Source organism: Algoriphagus ornithinivorans, from assembly GCF_900115305.1.
Classification (GTDB): Bacteria; Bacteroidota; Bacteroidia; order Cytophagales; family Cyclobacteriaceae; genus Algoriphagus; species Algoriphagus ornithinivorans.
The window spans coordinates 115938-140477 of record NZ_FOVW01000010.1; the positions used below are offsets into that span (position 1 = coordinate 115938).

The following is a 24540-nucleotide window of genomic DNA, read 5'->3' on the forward strand; positions in this document are numbered from 1 at the left end:
TAAACTGAAGGTCTTAAAAATTGCCAGCTAAACCACATCTCCCTATTTTTAAGTAAATAAAGGGAGCATGCGAAAAATATTTTGTATTCTAATTCTGATCTTCTCAGGGAGAAATCCCGACAGCTTTGCTCAAACAGAGTCTTCTAATGGGATAGTCATCAATTGGAACCTACTTCAAAATCAACTCGGAGAAAATTCTTTCCATGAGGCTAGCTTCGTGATAAAAAATCAAAGTAAAGAGCCGCTTGAAGCAGGGTGGGCAATTTACTTTAATACAATCTTTTTAGGTTTGAGACCCGAGGTTAATTCCGAAATTTTTGAGATCAAACATTTAGCGGGGGACTTTTTCGTGCTACAAGGTAATCCTACCAGTCCTAAGATTCCCGAAGGAGATAGCCTGTTAATATCTTATAAGTCTACTACTCCCCATTTGAAAAATTCACATGCTCCTCAAAGCTTAATTTTAAATTCTAACTCTGATCAAATTATTCCCATAGTAAAATATGAGGTGGATCAAATGAGTTGGAAAGATTTCATGGCTTACAGTAATGGTTCGGAGATCTTTATTCCAAGCCCAGAAAACCTCTATAAACAAAATCAGGAACTGAACTTATTCCCTTCAGAAAAATTACCGCCTTTTTTGCCAAGTCCAAAGCAATGGATCTATCATGCGGCACCCATTAAGGTGAGTAATGCAGGCTTGGCAGTGGTTGGTGATAAGGCATTTGCAAGTGCTTCTGCTTTTTTAATAAAAAGAATCAAGGAAGGGTATAATCCTCAAATTGACAGGAAAGAAACTCCAGTACAAATAAGAATTGCCACAAACGAAAAAATTCCAAGTGAAGGATATCATCTTGAAATTAGAGGTAAACGTGTATTGATTTTAGCTTCTGATGAAAAGGGGGCCTTTTATGGAGTTCAATCCTTCTTGGCCTTGCTTCCCCCAGGCTTTTGGGATAATCAAACAAGCTCAATTGAATTGGTTCAAATTGAAATTGATGATTTTCCCTCTTATCCTTATAGAGGTTTGTTCTTGGATGTAGCAAGAAATTTTCAGCCTAAAGAGCAAATTCTAAAGTTATTAGACATCATGGCATTTTATAAATTGAATAAGTTTCATTTCAATTTAGCCAATGATGAGGGTTGGAGATTGGAGATTCCGGGTTTGCCCGAATTGACAGAATTTGGGTCTAAAAGAGGTTTTTCAATTGATGAAAAGGAAGCTATATGGCCTTTTTATGGTTCAGGAGCTTCGGTATTTAATTCCCCCGGAACCGGGTATTATTCCGTTGAGGATTATCAGGAAATCTTAAGCTATGCTCGGGAGCGTTTTATAGAAGTCATACCTGAATTTGGAGTTCCTGCACATTCAAGAGCAGCGATTTTGGCCATGGAAAGACGCCATGAGAAGTTCAGTCTTGCTGGAAATCTGGAAGCAGCGAATGAATATAGGTTGGTCGATCCCGATGATCAGTCAGTTTATCTCTCAGCTCAGAATTTTAAAGACAATACTATTTGCGTTTGCCAAGAGTCTACCTACTCCTTTTATGCTCACTTAGTCAAAGAAGTGAAAAAAATGTATGTCCAAACCGGTATAGAGTTGAAAACATGGCATACGGGTGGAGATGAAGTTCCACATGGTGTTTGGGCACAATCTCCTGTCTGCACGGATTTCATTCGAGCAAATAAAAATGTAACCCATGATCAACTGGGGGATTATTTCAGGTCTAGGGTTGGAGAAATACTTGAATTTGAAGGGATACAGTTAGCAGGATGGGAAGAAATTGGTCAAACATACAAGAATGGAAAAGCTATACCAAACCCTGAATTCTCCGAAAAAAATTGGACTTTATATGCATGGAATGCTGTTGCTGGTTGGGGCAATGAGGACATGGCTTATCAGTTGGCAAATGCAGGATATCCTGTAGTGATTTGTTCCAGTTCTAATCTTTATTTTGACCTAGCCTATGATTGGGACCCTGATGAGCCAGGCCACACCTGGTCAGGGGTAAGTGACCTTTATCAAGCTTGGAAAATAGTCCCTGAAAAACTTTTTCTATCGCAGGATAAAACCATGGAAGGAGGTGAATGGGATTGGAAAGTTCAAGAAAGCTCATTTACAAAACTTACCGAATCAGGAAAAAAGAATATCAAAGGAGTGCAAGGGCAGCTTTGGACAGAAACAGTGAAAAGTCCCGAAATGCTGGAATATTATCTTTTTCCTAAAATGCTAGGCTTGGTGGAAAGAGCATGGAATGCTGATCCTGCATGGAGTAAAGAAGTGACTACAGCTCTAAAACTAGAAGCGAGAATGTCGGAGTGGAATATTTTTAGCAATGTTGTCGGACAAATTGAAATTCCCAGATTGGAATCCATTTTTGGAGGAGTAGTTCTGAGGCTTCCTGCGCCAGGAATTCAGGTAAAGGATAGCTTTATTCATGCCAATGTTCAAAACCCTGGACTGATCATTCGCTATTCCACAGAAGGAGATGAACCTACCATCAATTCTCCTATTTATTCCAAGCCTATTCCTTATCAAAAGGGAATCTCTTTTAGGGTTTTCAGTCCTAAGGGGCAAGGAGGTATGACTAGAGTATTGGATTAAAGACCTAAAACCTTGCTTTTATATTTTTCCAGTAATTGCTCGTTAGCTTTATCTCCTTCATCAGTATTTGCACTATTGAATAATTCAGGCATATGACCTTTTTTGACAAGGATTTCAATAGACTGGGTTACAATTGCCTGAAGAAGTGCTGCACTGATAATGGTTGAAGTTGCTCCAGTAGTATGTTCTATCCCTTCTAATTTAATTGCCGCATCACCGATTTCTCCAAAATTATCCAAAAATAAATCTGCTATTTGAAACAGTTTCAAACCTGAAGTATGCCGGGAATCCACAGATTTACTGTGTGCATAATTAGTGATTGCGATTACTTTACTTCCTTGATTTTTAGCCGACAAAGCCATTTCAATGCAGGCAGCATTTCTCCCGGAATTGCTGAAAACAATCAGGGTATCCAATGAAATGAATTTAAAATTTTCTAATAATTTGTGAATGTATCCTTCCTGCCTCTCCAAAATTGAGCTTTGTGAAGCTGAGATATGAAGCATAAGTTTAGGGTCAAGAATGGGCTTAATTCTGGCTAATCCTCCGGCTCGATAAAATATTTCTTCAGCCAATAAATGGCTATGGCCGGTGCCAAAAGTAAAAATCCATCCATTCTGTTGAATTGTTTCCGCTATCCAATTTGCAGCTTGGAGAATCTCATTTCTTTGATTGAATGCTTTTTCTAGCTTTTCATCAATCTTTTTTTTAAAGCTCAGATAACTCTCCATACTTTCTTAATTCAATAAAATCTCGTCTATAAATACCCAGCCTTTTGCTCCGGCTCCAGGGTGCCAAGCTGGGAGTGAGGAAATTGGATTGAGCTTGACTTTTATTTTTTGAGGACTATTGCCTTGGATCTTGTATTGAAGTAATTCCGATCTGATTTCACCAATTTTTTCAGACTGTTTAGGTTGATCCCGAATGATACTTTTCCAACTACCATCTTCCCAGCTAAATATTTCAACCTGCGTAGGAGGGAAGATATAGGCACTTTCATGATATAATAAGCTTAAGCCTAAACTTTCCACATTTTGATTTTCAGGAATCTCAAACTCAGCTTCAAAGGCTTGTTCACTATAGCCTAGCCATTCCCCGGAAGTATGATTGTTTTTTCCCTTGATTTGATCAAAAAGTGTATTAGCTCCCTGAGCTTGATATCTTGGATTGGGAGCATTTAGAAGTTTTGAATCGGAAGGGCTCAGGCCTGACTTCATGAATACTGAGGATACAGTCGGCGAACTTTTCCAATCAGGAGCAAAGACTTTGGCTTTGATTTTTCCGGATTGATTGATCCAAATAGACTGCGAATAGATATGGCTATTGAGGCTATCAGGCTCAGTTCCGTCTAAAGTGTATCGAATCTCAGCCACTGGAATCGGATGACTGAGCACTAATTCCAAACTGTCTTTGAAAAGTGTTTTTGCCTGTGAAATTTTAGGAGGATTCAATTCATAAATTATCCCTTTACCATCAAATCCAAAATCAATTCTTGTGGTTGGTAGATTTTTTTTCAATTCATTTTTTTGAGAATCCGAAAGCCCAGTTTGCCACAAGAAGAGCTTTTTCAAATTATTCATTTGAGACAAAATTTTGACACTTTCCTGCTGGAGGTTATTTCCTGAAAGCGCTAATTCTTGAAGGGATGATAGTTTTCCCAGTTGGGTAATTTGTTGAGAGGATAGTCCGGAAAAATTTAGTGAAAGCTTTTCCAAGTTATTGAAATCCTCCAAAAAGCCTAGATCCAGATTTTCCAAAGGCATTTTGTTGAGGCTTAGCTCTACCACCTGAGTTTTTACTTTTTTCAAATCATTAAGTGAAGCTGGGTCAAAGGCAGCTATTCCGAAATAAGAAACAGCCAAGGCTGGAGATTCAGGGTAAAGAGGCATGACCGTTCTATAAAAATTATTGAGCTCTTTTACAGTTTCAGGCGAAGCCGCTTCGAACTCATACCTTCTTTCTGGCTGAAAGCGCAAGCTTGCAAATTGATATAGTTTACTTTCCTTTTCCAGCTCTTCCATTTTCTGGTCAAACTTTGCCCCATTCGCCACCCACTCCTTTAAAATACTCAATTCTTCTTCAGAGAGTTGGGCCTTGTTTTTTGGAGGCATATGTTCCTTGGCATCCATCGGGAGGCTAATGCGCTGAACCATCATGGAGTTTTCCAAATCTCCGGCCAATGCGAAAGGCCCTGTTTTACCTCCCTTTTGAATTCCTTCTAAATGATCCAGCCTTAATTCGCCTTTAATTTTGCCCTCTCTATGGCAAGTCACGCATTTTGCCTCCAGGATAGGCTGAACAATATCTCTGAATACCTCTGCTTCCGCCAAAGTAGGAAATTGACTTTCCTCTGGGTTTAACGGGGCTAATAAAAAGTCTTCCCCATGAGTTAGGTTAGCACCCCAGTGTCCTGTTAAAATAACTCCTATGGCTAAAATCACGGCAGAAAAGCCTATAGTTTTGGAGCTTATATTTCTGAAAAAATAGATGAAAATAGAAAAAGCAAATACCAAAAATCCAGCCCATTGATGCCAATTTAGAGACTCTCCTTCGTAATCTTCTTTTGCCAAAATTAAACCTGCGACTACGGTAATTCCTGCAAAATTAGCCCCTGCAAGAAAGATCAATTCGCCGATATTTTTGACCTCATTGTTTTCGCGGAGACTGGGTACTATAAAAAAGATGATGCCTGCAAGTAGTAGGACTATAGGAAAGTGCAAGAGTAGGGGATGGGATCTGCCTATTACTTGAAAGATGGACGGAAACTCCGTGCTTTCTGGAGCAAGACTGAGTACAATACTGAGCCCTAGCCAAACAAAAAGACAGTTTTCAAGCAGGTTACGGAGCGTTGATTTTTCTCTCATAAATTAAGCGATCAGGTCTTTCACCACTTTGCCGGATACGTCAGTTAGTCTATATCTTCTGCCGAGATGTTTGTATGTCAGCTTCTCGTGATCTATGCCCAAAAGGTGTAAAACAGTAGCTTGAAAATCATGGACATGCACTGGGTTCTCAGCGATGTTGTAGCCGAATTCATCTGTTTCACCATACACCATTCCGGATTTTACTCCTCCGCCTGCCATCCAAATGGAGAAAGCCCTGGGATGATGATCTCGTCCGTAGTTTTCCACTTGGATTTTGCCTTGACAATAATTGGTTCGGCCAAACTCTCCACCCCATATCACCAAAGTTTCGTCTAATAAACCTCTTTGCTTCAAATCTGTGATTAAAGCAGCAGAGGCCTGATCCACATCTTTGGCTTGCATGGCCATTTGATTGGGTAGGTTATCGTGTTGATCCCAACCCTGATGGTATAATTGAACAAATCGGACTCCGCTCTCAGAAAGCTTTCTTGCCAAAAGACAATTGGCAGCGTAAGTCCCTGGAACCAAACAGTCTGGTCCGTATAACTTGATTATAGAGTCGGGCTCTTTTGATACGTCCGTGATTTCAGGTACAGCAGTTTGCATTCTATAGGCCATCTCATATTGCTGAACTTTCGCTGTGATGGCCGGATCATTAAACTCCCGGAAACTCAAATCATTCATTGCAGCAATCTGATCAAGCATTTTTCTGCGCTCATCCCGGCTCATGGATTTAGGGTCTTTCAGGTATAAGACCGGGTCTTCGGAGTTTGAAAATTGAACCCCCTGATGAGTTGCATCTAAAAATCCATTGCTCCAAAGCTTAGAATAAACCCCCTGCCCATTTCCTTTTCCTCTGCTCAGTAATACACAGAATGCCGGTAAGTTGCTATTCTCACTCCCCAAACCATAACTCAGCCATGAACCCATGCTTGGGCGATTACCGACTTGAGCACCAGTTTGGAAAAATGTCAAAGCAGGATCATGATTGATTGCCTCTGTATGCATAGACTTGACTATGCATAAGTCATCCACTATGCTGGCTGTATGAGGGAAAATGGATGAAATCCATGCTCTGCTTTCCCCGTATTGTTGAAAATCAAAATAGGAACCCACTAAGGGAAATTTTTCCTGTCCTGCGGTCATTCCCGTCAATCTCTGACCCATGCGAATAGACTCTGGGAGATCCTGTCCATAGTTTTTTTGCAGAAGAGGCTTATAATCGAAAGATTCTAATTGAGAAGGGGCACCATTTTGAAAAAGATAAATCACTCTTTTTGCTTTGGGAGCAAAATGAGGAAGAGCTGCCATAATTGCATCTTCGGATTCACTTCTTCCTGAAAAAAGATCAGGGACCAGCAATGAACCCAATGCTGCACTCCCAAGCCCAAGACTTAATCTGGAAAGAAATTTTCTTCTATTGAGATTTAATCCCTGTTCTAAGATTTCTTTTTCCATGTTAGATTTTGGTTATTGTTTCTTCCAGGTTGTAAAGGCTCACAATTACCTGCATCAAAGCAGCAGTTTCGGCATTGATATGATTTTCTTCCAGAGGGTATTCTCCTACCTCTAAGCTTTCTTTGACTTGGTTTGGATAGGACTGAAACCTTTTCAGCTGGTCATCATAATAACTCATCAAAAGCCTCGATTCTTTGGAGCTCATTGGCCTGCATAGAATTCTTAGAAATGCATCTTCTATTGCAGTTTTGGATTCAGTTTCCTGAGTCATTAATCTGGAGGCTAATACTCTAGAAGCTTCTAGAATTAAAGGATCATTCAGCATGACCAAAGCTTGCAATGGAGTGTTGGTTCTCCCTCTTCCTACCTCGCATCTATCTCTATTACTTGAATCAAATATGATGGCTTTGGGTGGAGGAACGGTGAGTTTGATGAAATTGTAAAGTCCTCGTCGATAAAGGCTTTTTCCATGATCTTGAACATAGGTTGCCAGCACTCCACGTCCCGATGATGCTGCCTCCCAGATGCCTTCTGGCTGATAGGGTTTAACGCTAGGTCCACCCACCTGATTAACCAATAAACCGCTACTGGCCAGAACTAGATCTTGAATGTTTTCAGCTGGTAATCTTAATCTAGGTGCTCTTGCCAGGTAAATATTTTCCGGATCTTTATTGAGATGCTGTCTAGTGATTTTTGCGGATTGTTGATAGGTGGCAGAGCTGACAATCTGTTTCATTAAACGCTTGATATCCCAGCCATTTTCCATAAAATCTACTGCGAGCCAATCCAATAATTCCGGGTGGGAGGGAAGATCTCCCTGCATTCCAAAATCTCCCGCTGATTTGACTATTCCAGTTCCGAATATTTCCTGCCAAATAAGATTAACAAAAACTCGGGCTGTCAATGGATTATCTCTATTGGTAGCCCATTGAGCCAATCCCAGTCTGTTTTGAGGAAGATTATTAGGAAATTCAAGGATTGAAGCTGGCGTAGAAGGGTTCACTGGACTAGTGGGAGCATCATATACTCCTCTATCTAAAATGTAGGTTGTTCTGGCTTTCTCACCTTCTAACTCACCCATAACAGAAACAGATAATTTGCTTGTGTCCTGATAATTGATGAAGTCTAAAATACCGCTCAAGTCTTCCCGTTCTATCCATAGAATGGGAGTTTTAGCGGGCTTTGAAATACTCACATCTCCCTCGTAGCCTTTTTCTGGGCTATTATTGAAGAAGGCGAAAAATTCATAATATTCTTTCTGAGAGAATGGATCATATTTATGATCGTGGCATTGAGCACATTCCATAGTAATGCCCAATATTCCCTTGCTGAAGGTATTGGTCTTATCCAGCACATATTCTACTCTATATTCTTCATCAATAACCCCGCCTTCTTCAGTGTATTTATGGTTTCTATTGAAAGCGGTGGCTAAAATCTGTTTTTTGGTTGGGTTTGGCAATAAGTCTCCTGCAATCTGCCAGGTGATGAATTGATCATAGGGAAGATTTGCGTTTAATGAGTGGATCACCCAATCCCTGTATGGCCACTGGGTTCGAATGTTGTCATCCTGATACCCATAGCTATCGGCATATCTGGAAATATCCATCCATAGAATTGCCAGTTTTTCTCCAAAAGAATTTTGTGCAAGTAAATTGTCAATCAACTTTTCATAATTGCCAGACTCGTCCAGGTCAGAAAATTGCTGTAGAATCGCTGGGCTAGGAGGGAGTCCAGTCAAATCCAGACTAACACGCTTGATCAATTCATAGGATTCTGCTTTTGGATTAGGCTTTAAACCCTTTTCCTTCATCTTTTGAAGGGTGAATTGATCTATTTCATTCTTGGTCCATTCAGTTTTTGGAGGGAGTTTGCCCTTTTCAGCTCTTACAAAAGCCCAATGAGGTTCGTATTTTGCGCCTTGTTCTATCCATTTTTTAATCAGTGCAATTTCTCCTTCGCTCAGCTTTAGGTTAGATTCAGGAGGAGGCATGATTTCTGAAGGATCAAGAGAACTGATTCTATGATATGCCTCCGATTCTTCAGGTTTTCCTGATACCAAAGCAAACTTTCCCGGATTTTCCTTCAAGACCTTAAATGCAGAACTTTCCAAGTCTAATCTGAGATCGGCTTCTCTTTTGTTAGCATCAGGACCATGGCAGGCAAAGCACTTATCAGATAATATGGGTCGGATATGGAAATTGTAACTTACTTGGTCTATAGATTCCAGTGAGTCATATTCTGTATTGCTTGGTTCGCATGACCAAAAAAATGGAACTAAAAGAATTAAAGCATAAATATTTCGCCTCTTGAAAACCATAAAAGGGATTATTTTGGTATTTCAAGTTATGGAAAAATTTTAAAAAAGTAAGAGTCGTTTTTGATTAATTTTTATTTACCAAGGCAATAAAAAAGCCACCTGAAAAGGTGGCTTTAATTATTTTTATTTATTCAATATCAGCTCTTTATCACTGAGAAATCAAATGATTCCAAGAATTTGGTGGTAAAGTTTCCTGCCTTGAATTGCTCATTTTCCAGCAAAGCAATGTGGAAAGGAATAGTGGTTTTAATACCATCAATTACAAACTCTTCCAAGGCTCTTTTCATTCTTACGATCACCTCTTCTCTACTTTGACCACTTACGATCAACTTGGCAATCATGGAGTCATAGTTTGGTGGAATAACATAGCCTGCGTAGACATGCGAGTCAACCCGAACTCCACGTCCTCCTGGGATATGAAGGTTTTGAATTTTACCAGGACTTGGTCTGAAACCATTGGCAGGATCTTCTGCATTGATTCTACACTCCATTGCAAAGAGTTTAGGGAAGTAATTTCTTCCTGAGATTTTCTCACCTGCAGCTACCTTGATTTGTTCTTTGATCAGGTCAAAATCAGTCACCTCTTCTGTAATTGGATGCTCTACCTGAATTCGGGTATTCATCTCCATGAAGTAGAAGTTTCTGTCTTTATCGACCAAGAATTCTATTGTACCTGCTCCCTCATAGCCTATGGCCTCAGCGCCTTTGATAGCAGCTTTACCCATAGCTTCTCTAAGTTCATCTGTGATGAATGGGGAAGGAGTTTCCTCTACCAGCTTCTGATGTCTTCTCTGAATAGAGCAGTCTCTTTCTGATAAGTGGCATGCTTTTCCTCTGCTATCGCCGACAATTTGAATTTCAATATGTCTAGGCTCCTCAACAAATTTTTCAAGATATAATCCATCATTGCCAAAGGCAGCTCCAGATTCCATTTTTGCATCATCCCATGCTTTTTTGAAATCTTTGTCTTCTTTAACAATTCTCATTCCTCGACCACCGCCACCTGCGGTTGCCTTGAGGATAACAGGGTAACCCATTTCATTGGCCAGTTTTAAGCCTTGCTCGATGGAGTCCAAAAGACCTTCTGAACCTGGAATAGTCGGAACACCTGCTGCTTTCATGGTTGCTTTAGCAGTAGCTTTATCACCCATCTGGGCGATCATATCCGGAGATGCTCCAATGAATTTGATTCCGTATTCATCACAAATTCTTGAGAATTCAGCATTCTCAGAAAGGAACCCATAACCCGGATGAATAGCGTCTGCATTGGTAATTTCAGCAGCGGCAATTATTCTGGGAATATTGAGATAAGATTCTCTACTTGGAGCCGGGCCGATGCAAACTGCTTCATCTGCAAAGCGAACGTGCAGGGAATCCTTGTCTGCTGTAGAGTATACAGCTACAGTTTTAATTCCCATTTCCTTGCAAGTTCGAATTACTCTTAGAGCAATTTCACCTCGGTTGGCTATTAATATTTTTTTAAACACAGCGATTTATTTTTAGTGGAAAAATTAACCTGCTGGATCTACCAAGAACAATGGTTGATCGTATTCAACTGGTGTTGCATTGGAAACTAAGATCTTTACAATCTTACCGGAAATTTCGGATTCGATTTCGTTGAAAAGTTTCATCGCTTCGATGATACAAACGGTCTGTCCAGCCTTGATGGTGTCACCTACATTTACAAATGCAGGAGCATCAGGGTTAGGAGTGAGATAGAAGGTTCCGATCATCGGGGACTTAATTTCTACCAAATTAGAGCTTGCCGCAGCTGGAGCCTCAGAAGCAGCAGGTTGAGGTGCTGGCGCTGGCGCTGGAGCAGGTGCTGCAGCTGGCTGAGGAGCCGGAGCTGATTCCACCACTCTTACTTGAGCAGACTCTGCATATTTCTTGATAGAAAGTTCGAATTCTTCTGTTTTGATTTTTACTTCAGCCAGACCAGAATTCGAGATATAGTCGATTAATTCCTGAATTTCTTTTGCTTTCATAGGTTTCATGTTTTGGATTGCCTCTCGGCAGGGTTGGGTTTAAAACAATAAAGCTGTGTAATTTACTAAAATCACACAGCTTTTGATTTTATTTTACTCGTTCGGAATATGAACCATCACGAGTGTCTACCTTGATCATGGTGTCCTGATCTACAAAAAGAGGAACCATCACAGTAGCACCTGTTTCAACAGTTGCCGGCTTCAAGGCATTAGTAGCAGTATCACCTTTGATACCCGGCTCGGTATAGGTGATCATCAATTCAACAAATGGAGGTAATTCCACAGAAAGTGGAGTTTCAGTCTCATCGTGGATCAAAATATCCACAAGCTGACCATCTTTCAATAAATCAGAACGCTCGATCAGTTTTTCTTCGATCATGATTTGTTCGAAGGTATTGGTATCCATAAAGTTGTAACCCATGTCATCCTTGTACAGGAATTGATGAGGTCTTTTTTCAACTCTTGCAGTGGTTACCTTTTCACCTGCGTTGAAAGTCTTATCCAAAGTTTTGGCAGAGGTAAGACTTTTCAATTTTGTTCTGACGAAAGCAGCTCCTTTTCCTGGCTTTACGTGCTGAAATTCTACAATGGTCCAAATGTCATTGTTCATTTCAAGGCACAATCCATTTTTAAAATCTGCAGTACTTGCCATATATATTTGAGTTTATTTTTTCCTTATTTGGGGTCGTAAGCCCATTTCACATAAATAGATCCCCAAGTAAATCCACCACCAAAAGCAGCCAAAATCAAATTGTCTCCTTTTTTGAGTTGACTTTCATAGTCCCAAAGACAAAGTGGAATAGTGGCGGCAGTGGTATTGCCATAGCGTTCAATATTCATCATTACTTTTTCTGGACCTACTCCCATTCTGTTGGCTGTAGCATCTATGATTCTCTTATTTGCCTGATGGGGAACAAGCCAAGCTACATCGTCTCCAGTCAATCCGTTTCTTTCCATCACTTCAGCACTTACATCTGCCATGTTGGTTACAGCAAATTTAAACACTGTTGAACCTTCTTGGTAGGCGAAATGCTCTCTTGCTTCAACTGTTTGATGAGTGGCTGGCTTACGGCTTCCTCCTGCTTTCATGTGTAGGTAAGGTTCTCCTGATCCATCAGATCTCAAAATCGCATCTCTGATACCATATTCACTGGTGGTAGCTTCCAGTAGTACTGCTCCTGCACCGTCTCCAAAGAGGATACAGGTTGTTCTATCCTGATAATCTACGATGGATGACATTTTATCAGCACCAACTACCACTACTTTTTTGTGGGTTCCCGCTTGAATAAATTGAGCCCCTAACTGAAGTGCGTAAAGGAATCCTGAACAAGCAGCAGAAATATCAAAGCTGAAGCTCTTTTTTGCTCCGACTTTGTCCGCTATGATGTTGGCTGTTGCCGGAAAGGGCATGTCAGGAGTGACAGTCGCACAGATGATCAATTCCACATCCATTGGGTCGGTACCGGTTTTTTCCAACAGTCCTTTGACTGCTGCTGCGCCCATTACCGAGGATCCTTGGTTTTCTCCTTTGAGAATTCTTCTTTCCTTGATTCCTGTTCTCGAGGTGATCCATTCATCATTGGTCTCGACCAGTTTTTCAAGTTCTTTGTTTGTCAGACGGTACTCAGGTACATATCCCTGAATCCCGGTGATCATGGCTCTTAGTTGCTCCATTTGATTTTGTTTTTCCAAAGACAATTCAAAAAGTCTTTGATTTTCTTAGGTTGATAGGTTTTGCTAAGGAAGGTCAAAAATATTACAATTGCTTCTTACCACCAAAATTAATCCGTTTATGACAGCTAAGTCATTGGTTAAATGAGTCTTGGAATTAGCTGAAAAACAAAAATCCATCCCGTTTCGGGGATGGATTTCAATTTTATGAGTTAAATATTGGATTAAGCCAATACCTCTTTTTCGATGATCACCTGACCTTTGTAATACAACTTACCGTCCAACCAGAATGCTCTGTGAGGAAGGTGCATTTCGCCAGTTGTAGGACATTTAGCCATACCAGGAGCCTCTAACTTGTAATGAGTTCTTCTTTTATCTCTTCTGGTTTTCGAAATTTTGCGTTTAGGATGTGCCATTTTATGCGTGGTTTATGATTTCTCGTTCTTTATTTTTTTAATTTTTTCAGCATCTCCCAACGGGGATCTACCGGTGTGTCTTCATTTTCTTCTGAGTTTTCCTCTTCTTCCTCCCAGTCTGACTGATCATCGATATAAATGTATTGTCCATCTATATCAGAATCGTCTTCCTCATCCAATTCATTGCGGTGATCAGGGTGGATTTTCTTGGCTGGAATAGCCAATAAGATAAACTCGTAAATCAACTGAGCTACATTGATTGAAGGAGTATCCCTCGTAATCATGTAGATATTATCGTCAATTTCTTTTTCTTCAGAGCCATATTTGAAAATGATCTCCTCTTGAATATCAAGCGGATAATCAAATTCTTCGAGACTTCTATCACAAGTCAGTCTCACATGACCCGCAATATCAAACTCCATCTCTATCAAATTTGCTCCTTTGTGCATGATGACCCTTGTGGTCAACTTGCCTTTCTCAACCAGTTCATTATCCTCGAAAGCCGAAAAGAACTGATCGTCAATCAGAAACTCGATTTCGTGCTGTCCTTCTTTGAACTTAATTACCTCAATATCAAAGCTTCGTAAGAATTTCACACTTCCTCCTTCTGATTTAAGACCGCAAAAATAGGTATAATTTTGTTTTATCTAAAATAGTCAGGGAAATAATATTTGGTTAAACCGAAATAATTATTCCTCTTCGACTAATGACTCATGGTATTGTATGATATCTGAAGCCAAATAAATGGCCGCACGCATCGATCCTTCATCTGCCAGATTCTTTCCTGCAATATTATATGCAGTGCCATGATCCGGTGAAGTACGAATAACAGGGAGCCCCGCCGTGAAGTTCACTCCATTGCTAAATGCTATTGATTTGAAAGGAATAAGCCCCTGATCATGATACATGGCTAGAATCCCGTCAAACTTACTTTGATGCACCATTCCAAAGAAACCATCAGAAGGATAGGGACCAAAAACCAGTTTGTTTTGGTCTTTCAATTCATTGATAGCTGGTCTGATTACTTTTTCCTCTTCCTCTCCCAACAGTCCATTTTCTCCGGCATGTGGATTTAGTCCCAGAATTGCAATTTTTGGTTTGGCAATTCCAAAATCCTTCTCAAGGCTTTGTAGCATTAAATTCGCTTTCTCTTTGATCTTCTCACCTGTTACGGCTTGAGCTACTTTTGATAAAGGAATATGTCCAGTGACTAAGCCAACTCGAAGTTGTTCTGCCACCATAAACATCAAGCTTTTTTTCGCACCAACAGCTTCGGTCAAAAATTCTGTGTGTCCTACAAATTTTAAATCCTCAGAGTTGATGTTGTTTTTATTCAATGGAGCAGTGACCAAAGCCTGAATATTTCCAGCTTTTAAGTCTTCAACTGCCATTTTTAGCGCTTCTAGAGCCATTTTACCAGCCTCCTGAGTTTCTACTCCAGGGATAATCTCCGGACATTCTTCTACAGCATTGATCACATTTACTCGCTTGTGCTGTATTTCATCCAGAGACCGAATTTGTACAAAATTGAAATCTTCCATGCTGAGAAGCTTTCTGTAATAACTCAGAGCTTTTCCATGCCCATAGATCAATGGAGTGAAGTTTTTATAAGTTCTATTGTCCTGAAGAGCCTTCATAGTTACTTCTGCCCCAATGCCATTGATATCCCCTATGCTGATCCCTATTATGGGTTTTGAAATTTTAGCGCTCATAAAAACTTGATTGTTGAAAAGAATGGCCTAATCTTGAACTTAGGCCTTTAGGAATATTGTCTTAATTTTAGGCTGCAATTTATAAAAATTTATCTGAGCTATTCGATGCAGAACGTCAGACCCAAAAAACATCTGGGCCAACATTTTCTGACCGACCTTAGTATTGCCGAGCGAATAGCTCAAGCAGTGCAAGGCCACGGAGATGTAGGCTGCGTATTGGAAATCGGCCCCGGAATGGGAGTGCTGACAGATTTTCTGTTGAAAAACCCCATGGAACTATATCTAATAGATATTGATTCTGAGTCCATAGCCTATCTGCATCAGAAATATCCCCAGCTTGGAGGAAAAATCATTGAAGGGGATTATTTAAAGGAGAATTTAGATGCTGTTTTACCGGAGCGTTATGCCATAGCCGGAAACTTCCCTTACAATATTTCTTCTCAGATCTTTTTTAGGGTTTTGGAAGAAAGGCAAAAAGTAACTGAGGTAGTTTGCATGCTTCAGAAAGAAGTCGCGCAGCGAATTGCTTCTCCAAAAGGAAATAAAGATTATGGTATTTTGTCTGTTTTGCTTCAGGCATATTATTCTATAGAATATTTGTTTTCCGTTCCTCCAGGTGTTTTCAATCCCCCTCCGAAAGTAAATTCCGGAGTAATTCGTCTGACAAGAAACCAAACAGAAAAACTGGATTGTAATGAAAAGCTTTTCTTCCAGGTTGTCAAAGGCGGTTTTGGAAACAGGAGAAAGACATTGCGGAATTCTCTGAAATCATTTCAGCTTGCTGAGGAGTTTAAAAGCCATCCTATTTTGAATAAGCGAGCCGAACAGTTAGATGTGGCTGATTTTGTGTTTTTAACCCAACAAATCGAAGCTTCCCGTGGAAATCATTAAGCAATTTGAACTTTCAAAAGAATACCTAGAAAGCCTTAGGTTGGCGATCGAGTCTGAAGACCTCGTGTTCATTGAGGAGTCTTTAGAAGGGGTAAATGTAGCTGATATTGCAGCCATCCTCGACGAGCTGTCGATGGAGGAGTCGATATATGTGCTGCGTGCTTTAACCAAACAGACAGCTGCTGATATTCTGATAGAGTTGGATGACAATACGCTTTTCAGGGTTTTGAAAGAAATCAATGAAGCTGAGATAGCATCCTACATCGAGTTGATGGATTCTGATGATGGAGCAGATATTCTAAACTTACTAGGTGAGCGTGAGCGGGAGGAAGTTATTTCTCATTTTCAGGATAAACTCAAGTCTGAGCAAGTCTTGGATTTGTTGCGCTACGAAGAAGACACCGCCGGTGGTATCATGGCCAAGGAATTTATCCGAGCCAATAAAAACTGGAATGTCATCCAAACCATCAATGAGATTCGCCGACAGGCAGAGAATGTTGAAAAGATCTTTTCCATTTACGTAGTTAATAATAGGCAACAGCTCTTAGGTAGAGTCTCTTTGAAGCGGATTATCCTAGCAGGAGAAAATACCAAAATTGAGGATATTTATGAGGAAGAAGTGATCTCTGTTCCTACCTATATGGATCAGGAAGAGGTAGCTGCCATCATGCGGAAATATGACTTGGAATCCGTTCCGGTTGTCAATGCAAAAAATAAACTGGTAGGTAGAATTACTGTCGATGATATCCTCGACGTAGTACAGGAAGAAGCTGATGAGGATATCCAAGCTATGGCCGGTATCTCCGGAGATATCGAAGAGTCTGATTCTATCTTTATGATCACCAAAGCAAGATTGCCTTGGCTATTGATTGGTGTGATGGGAGGATTGATGGGGGCTAAAATCATCGGTTTCTTTGAAGATGGTTTGAATAAATATTTAGCCTTGGCCTCCTTTATCCCGCTCGTGGCAGCTACTGGAGGAAATGTAGGGATTCAAGCAAGCTCTTTGATCGTTCAATCCCTTGCCAATAAATCCATATTTGATGACACACCATTTCAGCGATTTTTTAAAGGCTTACTAATTGCCTTGATCAATGGAGTTGTATTGGGAGGTTTTGTTTTCTTGGTGGTTGTTTTTCTTTATGGCTTTGAGCCTATCTTCGGAGTTACAGTTGGGATTGCCTTATTTTGTGTAGTACTATTAGCCTCATTTATGGGGACAGTTACCCCGCTGGTTCTGAACAGGTTTGGCATCAATCCGGCCATAGCCTCAGGTCCTTTCATCACCACCACCAATGATTTATTAGGCTTGGCTGTTTACTTTGGCGTTGCCATGCTATTACTCAATTTGTGATTAAATGAAGATTTTGATTATAGACGAGATGCATTTGAGCATCATCGATTTATTGGAAAATGAAGGTCATCAGGTAGATTATGAGCCAAAAATTTCCAGAGCTGAGATACTGGAAAAAGTAGCAGATTATCATGGGCTTGTAATCCGTTCTAAAACTCCCATGGATAGGGAATTATTGGAAAAGGCCAGTCAATTGCAATTTATAGCCCGAGCTGGAGCCGGTTTGGATCAAATTGATTTGGAGTACTTGGTGGAGCGGGGAATCAAATTATTTCATGCTGCCAAAGGAAACCGCGACGCAGTGGCAGAGCATGCAATAGGAGGCTTATTAGCCTTGTTCAATCATGTCATTAAAGCTGATTCCGAAGTGAGAAAAGGAATCTGGGATAGAGAAGGAAATCGAGGACATGAACTAAAGGGGAAAACGGTAGGGATCATGGGATATGGCAATATGGGGAGCCAGTTTGCCAAAAGACTCAAAGGTTTTGGAGTTCGCGTGATGGCCTATGATAAATATAAATTGGGCTTTGGCTCGGAAGAGGTAGAGGAAGTTATTTGGGAAAAAGTCAAAGCAGAAGCTGATGTGTTAAGTTTGCACATTCCATTGACTTCGGAAACCAGGAATTTTTTCACCTACGAAGAATTAAAAAGCTTCTCCAAACCTTTTTGGCTGATCAATACCGCAAGGGGTGAAGTCATCAGCTTTGAAGTACTTAACAGAGCATTGGATGAAGGGATATTAAAAGGAGCTGTTTTGGATGTTCTGGAAAATGAAAAATTCAAGAAGTTTACCGATAAGCAAAAAGAGCAGTTTGAAAGATTGGCTGCTCGAGATAATGTAATATTTAGTCCACATGTTGCTGGCTGGACTTTTGAATCCTATGAAAAAATCAATAAAGTTCTGGTAAAGAGGATAAAAAAGGCTTTTAATTAGCGAATTGAGTGAAAAAACAGGAGGCTTTTATTTTTGAGGCAATTTTGCTTTCTGATTAGAGTTTTTCTATTTTTGCTTTACAAATTCAGGAAGAAAACAAGGTAACGGTCCCTTTCACGCGACCGTTACTTTGTTTTTTGTACCTACTTAACAAAGTGATATTTTATGTCAAAAGTACAATACTACACAGAAGAGGGTCTTAAGAGGTTGAAGGATGAACTTCACGAATTGAAGACCAAAGGAAGATCTGATATTGCAAAGCAGATCGCAGAGGCACGTGACAAGGGTGATTTATCCGAAAATGCCGAGTACGATGCTGCAAAAGATGCACAGGGCCTATTGGAACTTAAAATCGCCAAGTTGGAGGCAGTGGTAGGGAACGCCAGAGTTTTGGATAACTCTCAAATGGACCAATCCAAAGTTGGGATTTTGAGCACGGTAAAAATCAAAAATGTAAAGAATGGGATGACTGTTTCTTACACTTTGGTATCTGAGGAAGAAGCTGATTTGAAAGCGGGGAAAATTTCCTTAGCCTCTCCATTTGGAAAAGGTTTAGTAGGTAAGACTGTGGGAGATATTGCCGAAATCAACGCTCCAGCAGGAAAGTTGCAGTTTGAAGTTCTAGAGATTTCTTATTGATTAAAAAATATTATCAGTTTGGAATCCCGGTTTTCGCCGGGATTTTTTTATTTTAAGGATATGTATATCTACTTTTCTACCTATAAGAAAATTATCAGTATAAAAGCTCAGCCTGATGGCTATCAGGGACAAACTTCGGTCTTCGGTCTTCGGTCTCCATTAGCAAAGGGAGATAGGGCTGCTTGAAAAATTCCGAATAATCATATTTAAAAATTATGGCAAGCATATTTACAAAAATCATCAATCGGGAAATTCCTGGACATATCATCGCTGAGGATGAAAATTACATAGCTTTTTTGGACATTATGCCTTTGGTGAAAGGACATGTTTTGGTAGTTCCCAAACAGGAAGTAGACTATATTTTCAACTTAGAACCAATGGTCTTATCAGGATTGATGACATTCGCTCAAAAGGTAGCGAAGGCAATGGATAAGACGATCAAGTGTACCCGTATTGGAGTAGCAGTGATAGGATTGGAAGTTCCTCATGTCCATGTGCATTTGGTTCCTTTGAAAACCATGGATGATATCAATTTCACCCGACCTAAACTCAAATTGGAGAAGGAAGAATTGGCAGAAATAGCAGAGCAGATTAAAAAAGGATTTTAAGAGAGAGAATAGAAGCGAGAATCGAGAAGTTAGAGAAGAGAGAATAGAAGTGAGAGAAGGTGCTGGGATTTTTAAGAAAATAAAAAAACCGAAGCTGGTAAAGCTTCGGTTTTTTTGGTATTTGTGTGTATGCGTTCTTACCTAGAAGATGATAAATATAACTTAGAATTAGCCCAAAGGATCAAAATCCGGAAGTTTCGGTCTCCTGTCTTCGGTCTTCCATTAGGATAGGCAGAGAAGACATGAATACTGGCACGACTGCGGATAATCAGTTTTTGCAATTACCCTAACCAATTAGCCCAAGGAATTCTGCTAAGAATCAACACCAATCCTATGGCATACATCATGTAAACACTTCTGAACCTAGCACGGTCACTTTGTAGTTTTTTTGCTCGGATATAACCAATGCTAATTAAGACTATAGCAATGATATTGATTAATGGGTGCTCTAATGCAGTTAATCTGGCAGCTGGGTCAGACATTGCCCCACCTGAAGTCAACAGGCTAAATCCAACTGGGCTTACGAAGTACAAAATCAAACCCACCAATAATTGCGTGTGAGCAAGAATAAATGCGATCATAGCAATCTTCCTGTCCTTTTCTGTGAACTCTTTTCCACTGAGAGAACCGATTAGCATCAAAACTATGACGATGATCAAGGCGATTAGAGCCAAATAAGCGAGTCCTGAGTGTAAATGTTGGATTCCTGTATACATATTCGATGATGTTTATTGGGTGAAATTACTCCAAAAGAAATAATACTCGACTAAAATTGTTTGAAATTTACTCCACGTAAAGAACCAGGCCTTTGAGATACTCAGTTTCCGGATGATAAATATTGATCGGATGATCAGCCGGCTGACTTAAGTGATGTAGCACTTTTACTTTTCTGCCAGTTTCCATAGCCGCAGCGGTAATGGTATTGGCAAATAGAATTTTATCGACTACCTGAGAACAGGAAAATGTAAATAGAATTCCCCCGGATTTGATTTTTTTCAATGCCTCTGCATTCAGTCTTTTATAAGCCTGAACAGCATTATGTCTTGCTTTGATATTTTTGGCAAAAGCTGGAGGATCCAGCACGATGAGATCATAATCGTCACCAATTTCCCGAATGTATTTCACCACATCTGCCACCTTGGACTCATGGGATCCCTGGATTTGAAGGTTGAGCGAGATATTCTCTTCTGTCAGTTCAATAGCCTTTGGAGAAATATCTACAGAATGCACCTCATTTGCTCCTTCTAAGAGCGCTAAAACCGAAAACCCGCCTGAATAGCAGAAGGTGTTCAGGACTTTTTTTCCCTTGGAATAAGAGGCCAAAAGCTTTCTGTTTTCTCTTTGATCAATGAAAAAGCCAGTCTTCTGTCCTTTCTCCCAGTCAATTTTATAGGTAGCTCCGTATTCTTTTACTAAATCAGTGGAGGCTTGTCCCCAAACCCATTCATTGCTGCTGATGCCCAGATTTTTTGGAAGGGTTTCTGAACTTTTATCATAAATTCCTTGAATATCCTTGCCGTATACTTCCTGAATTGCTTCGGCAATCTCTTGAATATGTGCATGCATGCCTACATGATGGGCTTGGATGACTGCCGTTCCATTATAGAAATCCACAATTAAACCCGGCAGTAGATCCCCCTCTCCATGAATTAGCCTGTAGACATTGGTTTCGGGATTATTGATGAGTCCTAAAGCCTTTCTCAATTCATAAGCGGATTGAATTCTTTTCTTCCAAAAGGATAGGTCAATTTGCTCTTCTTTGAAACTGATAATTCTGACCATGATTGAGCCGTGGGAAAAATGACCTATTCCCAAAAAAGTATTCCTTGAAGAGTAAACAGCCACCAGTTGACCGGATTCAAGATCAGAATCCATTTGGGCAATCGCACCTGAAAAAACCCAATGATGCTTTCGCATCAGTGAAATTTCTTTTCCTTTTTTTAAAATTATCTTAGGATAGTTCATAGTTCGGTTTTGATTTGTCAGGGAATAAATAGCTTCCGGCTATCATGGAAATAATGCTGGCAAATAGTCCATATATATGAGCCTCTACATAAAGCTCAAAGTTGGAAATGACCAAATAAACGATCATGCCAATTACCATAGACATCAAGGCACCCATCTTGGAAGCGTTTTTCCAATAAAGTCCTGCTGTCAAGGGTACAAATAAAGATACTAGCATCAAGATAGAGGCTCCAGCGACTAATTCATAAATATTGGATTCCCAACTTGCCATTATTGTTGCGATGATGGCTACAAAGACCACATTCAATCTTAGAATCCATAAGAAATGTCTGTCATCCAGTCTTTCTCCAAAATAGGGCTTAATGATATTCTCTGAAATGATGGCAGCAGGCGCCAGAAGTCCACTACTCGTAGTGCTCATAATTGCTGAAATTAAAGCCCCAAAAAAGACAATCTGTACAGGCAAGCCCCCATGCCTTAATATCATGGAAGGGAGGAGCATTTGCTTATTTTCCAAATAAAGTTCTGGATAGAGCACCTTAGCTCCCAATGCGATAAATAAAGGCAACAAGCCAAAAGTCAAATAAAATGTGCCAGCCAAATAGGTGGAGCGTACAGCTACTTTTTCTGATTTGGAAGCCATGACTCTTTGATAAATATCCTGAGATGGAATAGAGCCTAAGCCCAAAATGATCCAAGCTCCGAAATAATTGATCCAGGAAGTAAAATCGGGCTCAGGAAAAAACTGAAAGCTTTCTTCGGGAGCTTGAGAAAGTATTTCCTGAACGCCTCCTGCTTCTCGAGCCACCAATATTGCAACCCAAACCAGACCAATAACTATCATAGTGGTTTGGATGAAATCGGTAATCGATATAGCCCACATACCGCCCAAAAATGTATAGAATACTACAATTCCTGCAGCGATGAGAATTCCTTCTAAAAGGCTTAAATCAGTTACTGCTCCCAGCACCAAACTTAAGGCAACAAGCTGGGCCGCTACATAGCCAAAGTAGGCCGGAATCATGAAAACCGAAGCAAAAAACTCAACTCTTTTTCCGAAAATTCTTTTAAATACATCCCCAATTGTAAGAACTCCCATTCTATACATAGGGCGTAAATAGAACATCCCAAATAGAACCAAGCATAGTGCCCCTCCAAAAGGGTCTTCAATAACTCCAATCAAGCCCTCCTCTAGGTATACAGAGGATGCTCCAAAGATAGTTTCTGAACCAAACCAAGTCGCAAATAGGGCAGAGGCAGAAAGAAAAAGCGGGAGAGATCTTCCCGCTAATACAAAATCATTGGAGTTTTTAACCAGCTTGGAAGACCAAGCCCCGATTCCCACCGTGATAGCGAGATAAGCTATGATGGCAAGAAGCAGCAAGGCAAATTAACTTTTAGCGTACATTTTCTCGCGAAGTGCCTTGATCTCCTCACTTTCCAAATAGTCATCGTATGGCATTCTGCGATCGATGGTTCCATTTGGTGTGAATTCTATGATTCTATTGACAGATGACTGTACAAAAGCATGGTCATAGGATGACATCAAGACTGTTCCGGGAAACTCTATAACCGCATTGTTGAAAGCTGTAATAGATTCCAAGTCCAAGTGGTTGGTAGGCTCATCCATTACCAATAGGTTAGGATTTTGCAACATCATCTTAGAAATCATGCATCGAACTTTTTCACCACCGGAAAGAACCGTACATTTTTTCAATGTTTCTTCCCCGGTGAAAAGCATTCTTCCCAAGAAAGTTCTAACGTATGCTTCTTCCTGATTGCTGGAATATTGTCTCAACCAATCGATCAAGTTAAGATCTGAATTGAAGTACTTGGAGTTATCATTCGGCAAGTAGGCCTTGTTGATCGTAACTCCCCATTTGAAAGAGCCTTTGGTAGCAGGAATCTCTTCCATAATGGTTTGGAAAAATTTATTTACCGCCTGCTTGGTCTTAGAGATAAAGGCAATTTTATCTCCTTTGTCTACCATTAGATTTACATCGGTAAAGTAAGTAACCCCATCCTGCTTTAATTCTAGGTTTTCGGTCATAAAAATCTGGTCCCCGGCTTCTCTTTCCGGTTTGAACATAATGCCCGGATACTTTCTCGAAGATGGCTCAATATCATCCACATTCAACTTCTCCAACATCTTCTTTCTGGCAGTTGCCTGCTTGGACTTTGCCACGTTGGCAGAGAATCTGGCAATGAATTCCTGTAATTCTTTTCGCTTTTCTTCAGCTTTCTTGTTTTGATCAGAACGCTGCTTCAAAGCCAACTGGGAGGACTCATACCAGAATGTATAGTTACCAGAGTAAATCTTAATCTTTCCGAAGTCTATGTCCACAATGTGTGTTGATACGGCATCTAAAAAGTGACGGTCGTGAGAAACTACAATAACGAGGTTTTTGAAGTTGACCAAAAAATCTTCCAACCACACGATGGTATCAGCATCCAAGTCGTTGGTAGGTTCATCCAAAATCAAGATATCAGGATTCCCGAATAAAGCTTGAGCTAGGAGAACCCTTACTTTTTGATTACCCGCCAGGTTTTTCATTGGCTGATAGTGCAAATCCTCCGAAATCCCCAAGCCTGAAAGTAGGGCAGCGGCATCAGATTCTGCATTCCAACCATCCATTTCAGCAAATTCTGCTTCCAACTCAGAAGCTCTAATCCCGTCCTCCTCAGAAAAATCAGCTTTCATATAGATAGCATCTTTTTCAGACATGATGGAATAAAGCTTTTTATGTCCCATCAAAACCGTTTTAAGAACTTCTACTTCATCGAACTCAAAGTGGTTCTGCTTCAAAACAGCCATTCTTTGACCAGGAGTGATGTTGATGGATCCTGAGGTACTGTCTATATCTCCGGAAAGGATTTTAAGAAAGGTAGATTTACCCGCACCGTTTGCGCCAATCACACCATAGCAATTGCCGGGAGTAAATTTAAGATTGACATCTTCGAAAAGGGTTCTTTTTCCAAATTTGAGGGAAAGATTATCTACTGAAATCATGTATTAGCTTCTTTTTTTTGAAGGCGCAAAGATAGGAATTATATTATTCCTTTTCCTGTAATACCAGACCATTTACATGATAATCCCTCACATCTGACATCTTTTCTC

Annotated in this window: 21 protein-coding genes; 6 read left to right on the forward strand and 15 right to left on the reverse strand. The window is 40.2% G+C overall.

The window, feature by feature from the left end; translation table 11 throughout:
* Positions 1-67 precede the first annotated feature (67 nt).
* Positions 68-2605, forward strand: coding sequence for a family 20 glycosylhydrolase (locus BM073_RS15430; protein ID WP_091655230.1), 2538 nt, complete (start codon positions 68-70; stop codon positions 2603-2605).
* On the opposite strand, the gene BM073_RS15435 is transcribed toward BM073_RS15430, so the two are convergent.
* The 11 genes from BM073_RS15435 to pdxA form a co-directional block, all read right to left on the reverse strand.
* Positions 2602-3336 (reverse strand): sugar isomerase domain-containing protein, encoded by a 735-nt coding sequence (locus BM073_RS15435; RefSeq protein WP_091655231.1) that lies wholly within the window; start codon positions 3334-3336, stop codon positions 2602-2604. The two genes, BM073_RS15430 and BM073_RS15435, sit on opposite strands and share 4 nt — an antisense overlap.
* A 6-nt stretch (positions 3337-3342) precedes the next feature.
* The gene (locus tag BM073_RS15440) at positions 3343-5469 is read right to left on the reverse strand and encodes an FN3 associated domain-containing protein (RefSeq protein ID WP_091655232.1); all 2127 of its coding nucleotides are present in this window, start codon (positions 5467-5469) and stop codon (positions 3343-3345) included.
* Positions 5470-5472: 3 nt separating this feature from the next.
* Positions 5473-6927, reverse strand: coding sequence for a DUF1501 domain-containing protein (locus BM073_RS15445; protein WP_091655233.1), 1455 nt, complete (start codon positions 6925-6927; stop codon positions 5473-5475).
* A gap of 1 nt (position 6928) precedes the next feature.
* On the reverse strand, positions 6929-9244 hold the full coding sequence (locus BM073_RS15450) for a PSD1 and planctomycete cytochrome C domain-containing protein (protein WP_091655234.1): 2316 nt from the start codon (positions 9242-9244) through the stop codon (positions 6929-6931).
* Positions 9245-9381: 137 nt separating this feature from the next.
* Positions 9382-10731 carry an acetyl-CoA carboxylase biotin carboxylase subunit gene (accC, locus tag BM073_RS15455; RefSeq protein ID WP_091655235.1) on the reverse strand — a complete coding sequence of 450 codons (1350 nt, stop codon included), beginning with the start codon at positions 10729-10731 and terminating at the stop codon, positions 9382-9384.
* Between the two features lie 24 nt (positions 10732-10755).
* Positions 10756-11232: an acetyl-CoA carboxylase biotin carboxyl carrier protein gene (gene accB / locus BM073_RS15460; protein ID WP_091655264.1), complete on the reverse strand. Its 477-nt coding sequence runs from the start codon at positions 11230-11232 to the stop codon at positions 10756-10758.
* Positions 11233-11320: 88 nt separating this feature from the next.
* Positions 11321-11884, reverse strand: a complete 564-nt coding sequence (efp, locus tag BM073_RS15465; protein ID WP_091655236.1) for an elongation factor P — start codon at positions 11882-11884, stop codon at positions 11321-11323.
* 23 nt (positions 11885-11907) lie between these two features.
* Entirely contained in the window at positions 11908-12906 is a 999-nt protein-coding gene (locus BM073_RS15470; RefSeq protein WP_091655265.1) for a beta-ketoacyl-ACP synthase III, read from the reverse strand.
* A gap of 221 nt (positions 12907-13127) precedes the next feature.
* On the reverse strand, positions 13128-13319 hold the full coding sequence (gene rpmF / locus BM073_RS15475; protein ID WP_091655237.1) for a 50S ribosomal protein L32: 192 nt from the start codon (positions 13317-13319) through the stop codon (positions 13128-13130).
* Positions 13320-13348: 29 nt separating this feature from the next.
* Positions 13349-13915 (reverse strand): YceD family protein, encoded by a 567-nt coding sequence (locus BM073_RS15480; RefSeq protein WP_091655238.1) that lies wholly within the window; start codon positions 13913-13915, stop codon positions 13349-13351.
* A gap of 93 nt (positions 13916-14008) precedes the next feature.
* Entirely contained in the window at positions 14009-15031 is a 1023-nt protein-coding gene (pdxA, locus tag BM073_RS15485) for a 4-hydroxythreonine-4-phosphate dehydrogenase PdxA (RefSeq protein WP_091655239.1), read from the reverse strand.
* Between the two features lie 105 nt (positions 15032-15136).
* Here pdxA and rsmA point away from each other — a divergent pair, with 105 nt between their 5' ends.
* The 5 genes from rsmA (at position 15137) to BM073_RS15510 (ending at position 19457) form a co-directional block, all read left to right on the forward strand.
* Entirely contained in the window at positions 15137-15922 is a 786-nt protein-coding gene (gene rsmA / locus BM073_RS15490; protein WP_091655240.1) for a 16S rRNA (adenine(1518)-N(6)/adenine(1519)-N(6))-dimethyltransferase RsmA, read from the forward strand.
* A complete protein-coding gene (gene mgtE / locus BM073_RS15495) occupies positions 15909-17276 on the forward strand; it encodes a magnesium transporter (protein ID WP_091655241.1) in 1368 nt (455 codons plus the stop codon). The genes rsmA and mgtE overlap by 14 nt, the downstream gene beginning before the upstream one ends.
* Before the next feature lie 4 nt (positions 17277-17280).
* A complete protein-coding gene (locus BM073_RS15500; RefSeq protein WP_091655242.1) occupies positions 17281-18210 on the forward strand; it encodes a 2-hydroxyacid dehydrogenase in 930 nt (309 codons plus the stop codon).
* A gap of 165 nt (positions 18211-18375) precedes the next feature.
* On the forward strand, positions 18376-18849 hold the full coding sequence (gene greA / locus BM073_RS15505) for a transcription elongation factor GreA (RefSeq protein ID WP_091655243.1): 474 nt from the start codon (positions 18376-18378) through the stop codon (positions 18847-18849).
* A 215-nt stretch (positions 18850-19064) separates the two neighbouring features.
* Positions 19065-19457 (forward strand): HIT family protein, encoded by a 393-nt coding sequence (locus BM073_RS15510; protein ID WP_091655244.1) that lies wholly within the window; start codon positions 19065-19067, stop codon positions 19455-19457.
* A 281-nt stretch (positions 19458-19738) separates the two neighbouring features.
* Here BM073_RS15510 and BM073_RS15515 read toward each other — a convergent pair whose 3' ends face one another.
* The 4 genes from BM073_RS15515 to BM073_RS15530 form a co-directional block, all read right to left on the reverse strand.
* A complete protein-coding gene (locus BM073_RS15515) occupies positions 19739-20173 on the reverse strand; it encodes a hypothetical protein (RefSeq protein ID WP_091655245.1) in 435 nt (144 codons plus the stop codon).
* Positions 20174-20240: 67 nt separating this feature from the next.
* On the reverse strand, positions 20241-21422 hold the full coding sequence (locus tag BM073_RS15520) for a class I SAM-dependent rRNA methyltransferase (protein ID WP_091655246.1): 1182 nt from the start codon (positions 21420-21422) through the stop codon (positions 20241-20243).
* Positions 21409-22806 (reverse strand): high affinity choline transporter 1, encoded by a 1398-nt coding sequence (locus BM073_RS15525; RefSeq protein WP_091655247.1) that lies wholly within the window; start codon positions 22804-22806, stop codon positions 21409-21411. Before BM073_RS15525 ends, BM073_RS15520 begins: the two co-directional genes overlap by 14 nt.
* 6 nt (positions 22807-22812) lie before the next feature.
* Positions 22813-24432, reverse strand: a complete 1620-nt coding sequence (locus BM073_RS15530) for an ABC-F family ATP-binding cassette domain-containing protein (RefSeq protein WP_091655248.1) — start codon at positions 24430-24432, stop codon at positions 22813-22815.
* Positions 24433-24540 lie beyond the last annotated feature (108 nt).

What these genes read in the sequence shown, in the direction of transcription:
- BM073_RS15440 (WP_091655232.1), bottom strand. Translation starts at nt 5,469, where the DNA reads ATGAGAGAAAAATCAACGCTCCGTAACCTGCTTGAAAACTGTCTTTTT.
- BM073_RS15445 (WP_091655233.1), bottom strand. Translation starts at nt 6,927, where the DNA reads ATGGAAAAAGAAATCTTAGAACAGGGATTAAATCTCAATAGAAGAAAA.
- BM073_RS15470 (WP_091655265.1), bottom strand. Translation starts at nt 12,906, where the DNA reads ATGGAGCAACTAAGAGCCATGATCACCGGGATTCAGGGATATGTACCT.
- BM073_RS15435 (WP_091655231.1), bottom strand. Translation starts at nt 3,336, where the DNA reads ATGGAGAGTTATCTGAGCTTTAAAAAAAAGATTGATGAAAAGCTAGAA.
- accB (WP_091655264.1), bottom strand. Translation starts at nt 11,232, where the DNA reads ATGAAAGCAAAAGAAATTCAGGAATTAATCGACTATATCTCGAATTCT.
- BM073_RS15430 (WP_091655230.1), top strand. Translation starts at nt 68, where the DNA reads ATGCGAAAAATATTTTGTATTCTAATTCTGATCTTCTCAGGGAGAAAT.
- BM073_RS15450 (WP_091655234.1), bottom strand. Translation starts at nt 9,244, where the DNA reads ATGGTTTTCAAGAGGCGAAATATTTATGCTTTAATTCTTTTAGTTCCA.
- rpmF (WP_091655237.1), bottom strand. Translation starts at nt 13,319, where the DNA reads ATGGCACATCCTAAACGCAAAATTTCGAAAACCAGAAGAGATAAAAGA.
- greA (WP_091655243.1), top strand. Translation starts at nt 18,376, where the DNA reads ATGTCAAAAGTACAATACTACACAGAAGAGGGTCTTAAGAGGTTGAAG.
- rsmA (WP_091655240.1), top strand. Translation starts at nt 15,137, where the DNA reads ATGCAGAACGTCAGACCCAAAAAACATCTGGGCCAACATTTTCTGACC.
- BM073_RS15510 (WP_091655244.1), top strand. Translation starts at nt 19,065, where the DNA reads ATGGCAAGCATATTTACAAAAATCATCAATCGGGAAATTCCTGGACAT.
- pdxA (WP_091655239.1), bottom strand. Translation starts at nt 15,031, where the DNA reads ATGAGCGCTAAAATTTCAAAACCCATAATAGGGATCAGCATAGGGGAT.
- BM073_RS15530 (WP_091655248.1), bottom strand. Translation starts at nt 24,432, where the DNA reads ATGATTTCAGTAGATAATCTTTCCCTCAAATTTGGAAAAAGAACCCTT.
- BM073_RS15500 (WP_091655242.1), top strand. Translation starts at nt 17,281, where the DNA reads ATGAAGATTTTGATTATAGACGAGATGCATTTGAGCATCATCGATTTA.
- BM073_RS15515 (WP_091655245.1), bottom strand. Translation starts at nt 20,173, where the DNA reads ATGTATACAGGAATCCAACATTTACACTCAGGACTCGCTTATTTGGCT.
- BM073_RS15520 (WP_091655246.1), bottom strand. Translation starts at nt 21,422, where the DNA reads ATGAACTATCCTAAGATAATTTTAAAAAAAGGAAAAGAAATTTCACTG.
- efp (WP_091655236.1), bottom strand. Translation starts at nt 11,884, where the DNA reads ATGGCAAGTACTGCAGATTTTAAAAATGGATTGTGCCTTGAAATGAAC.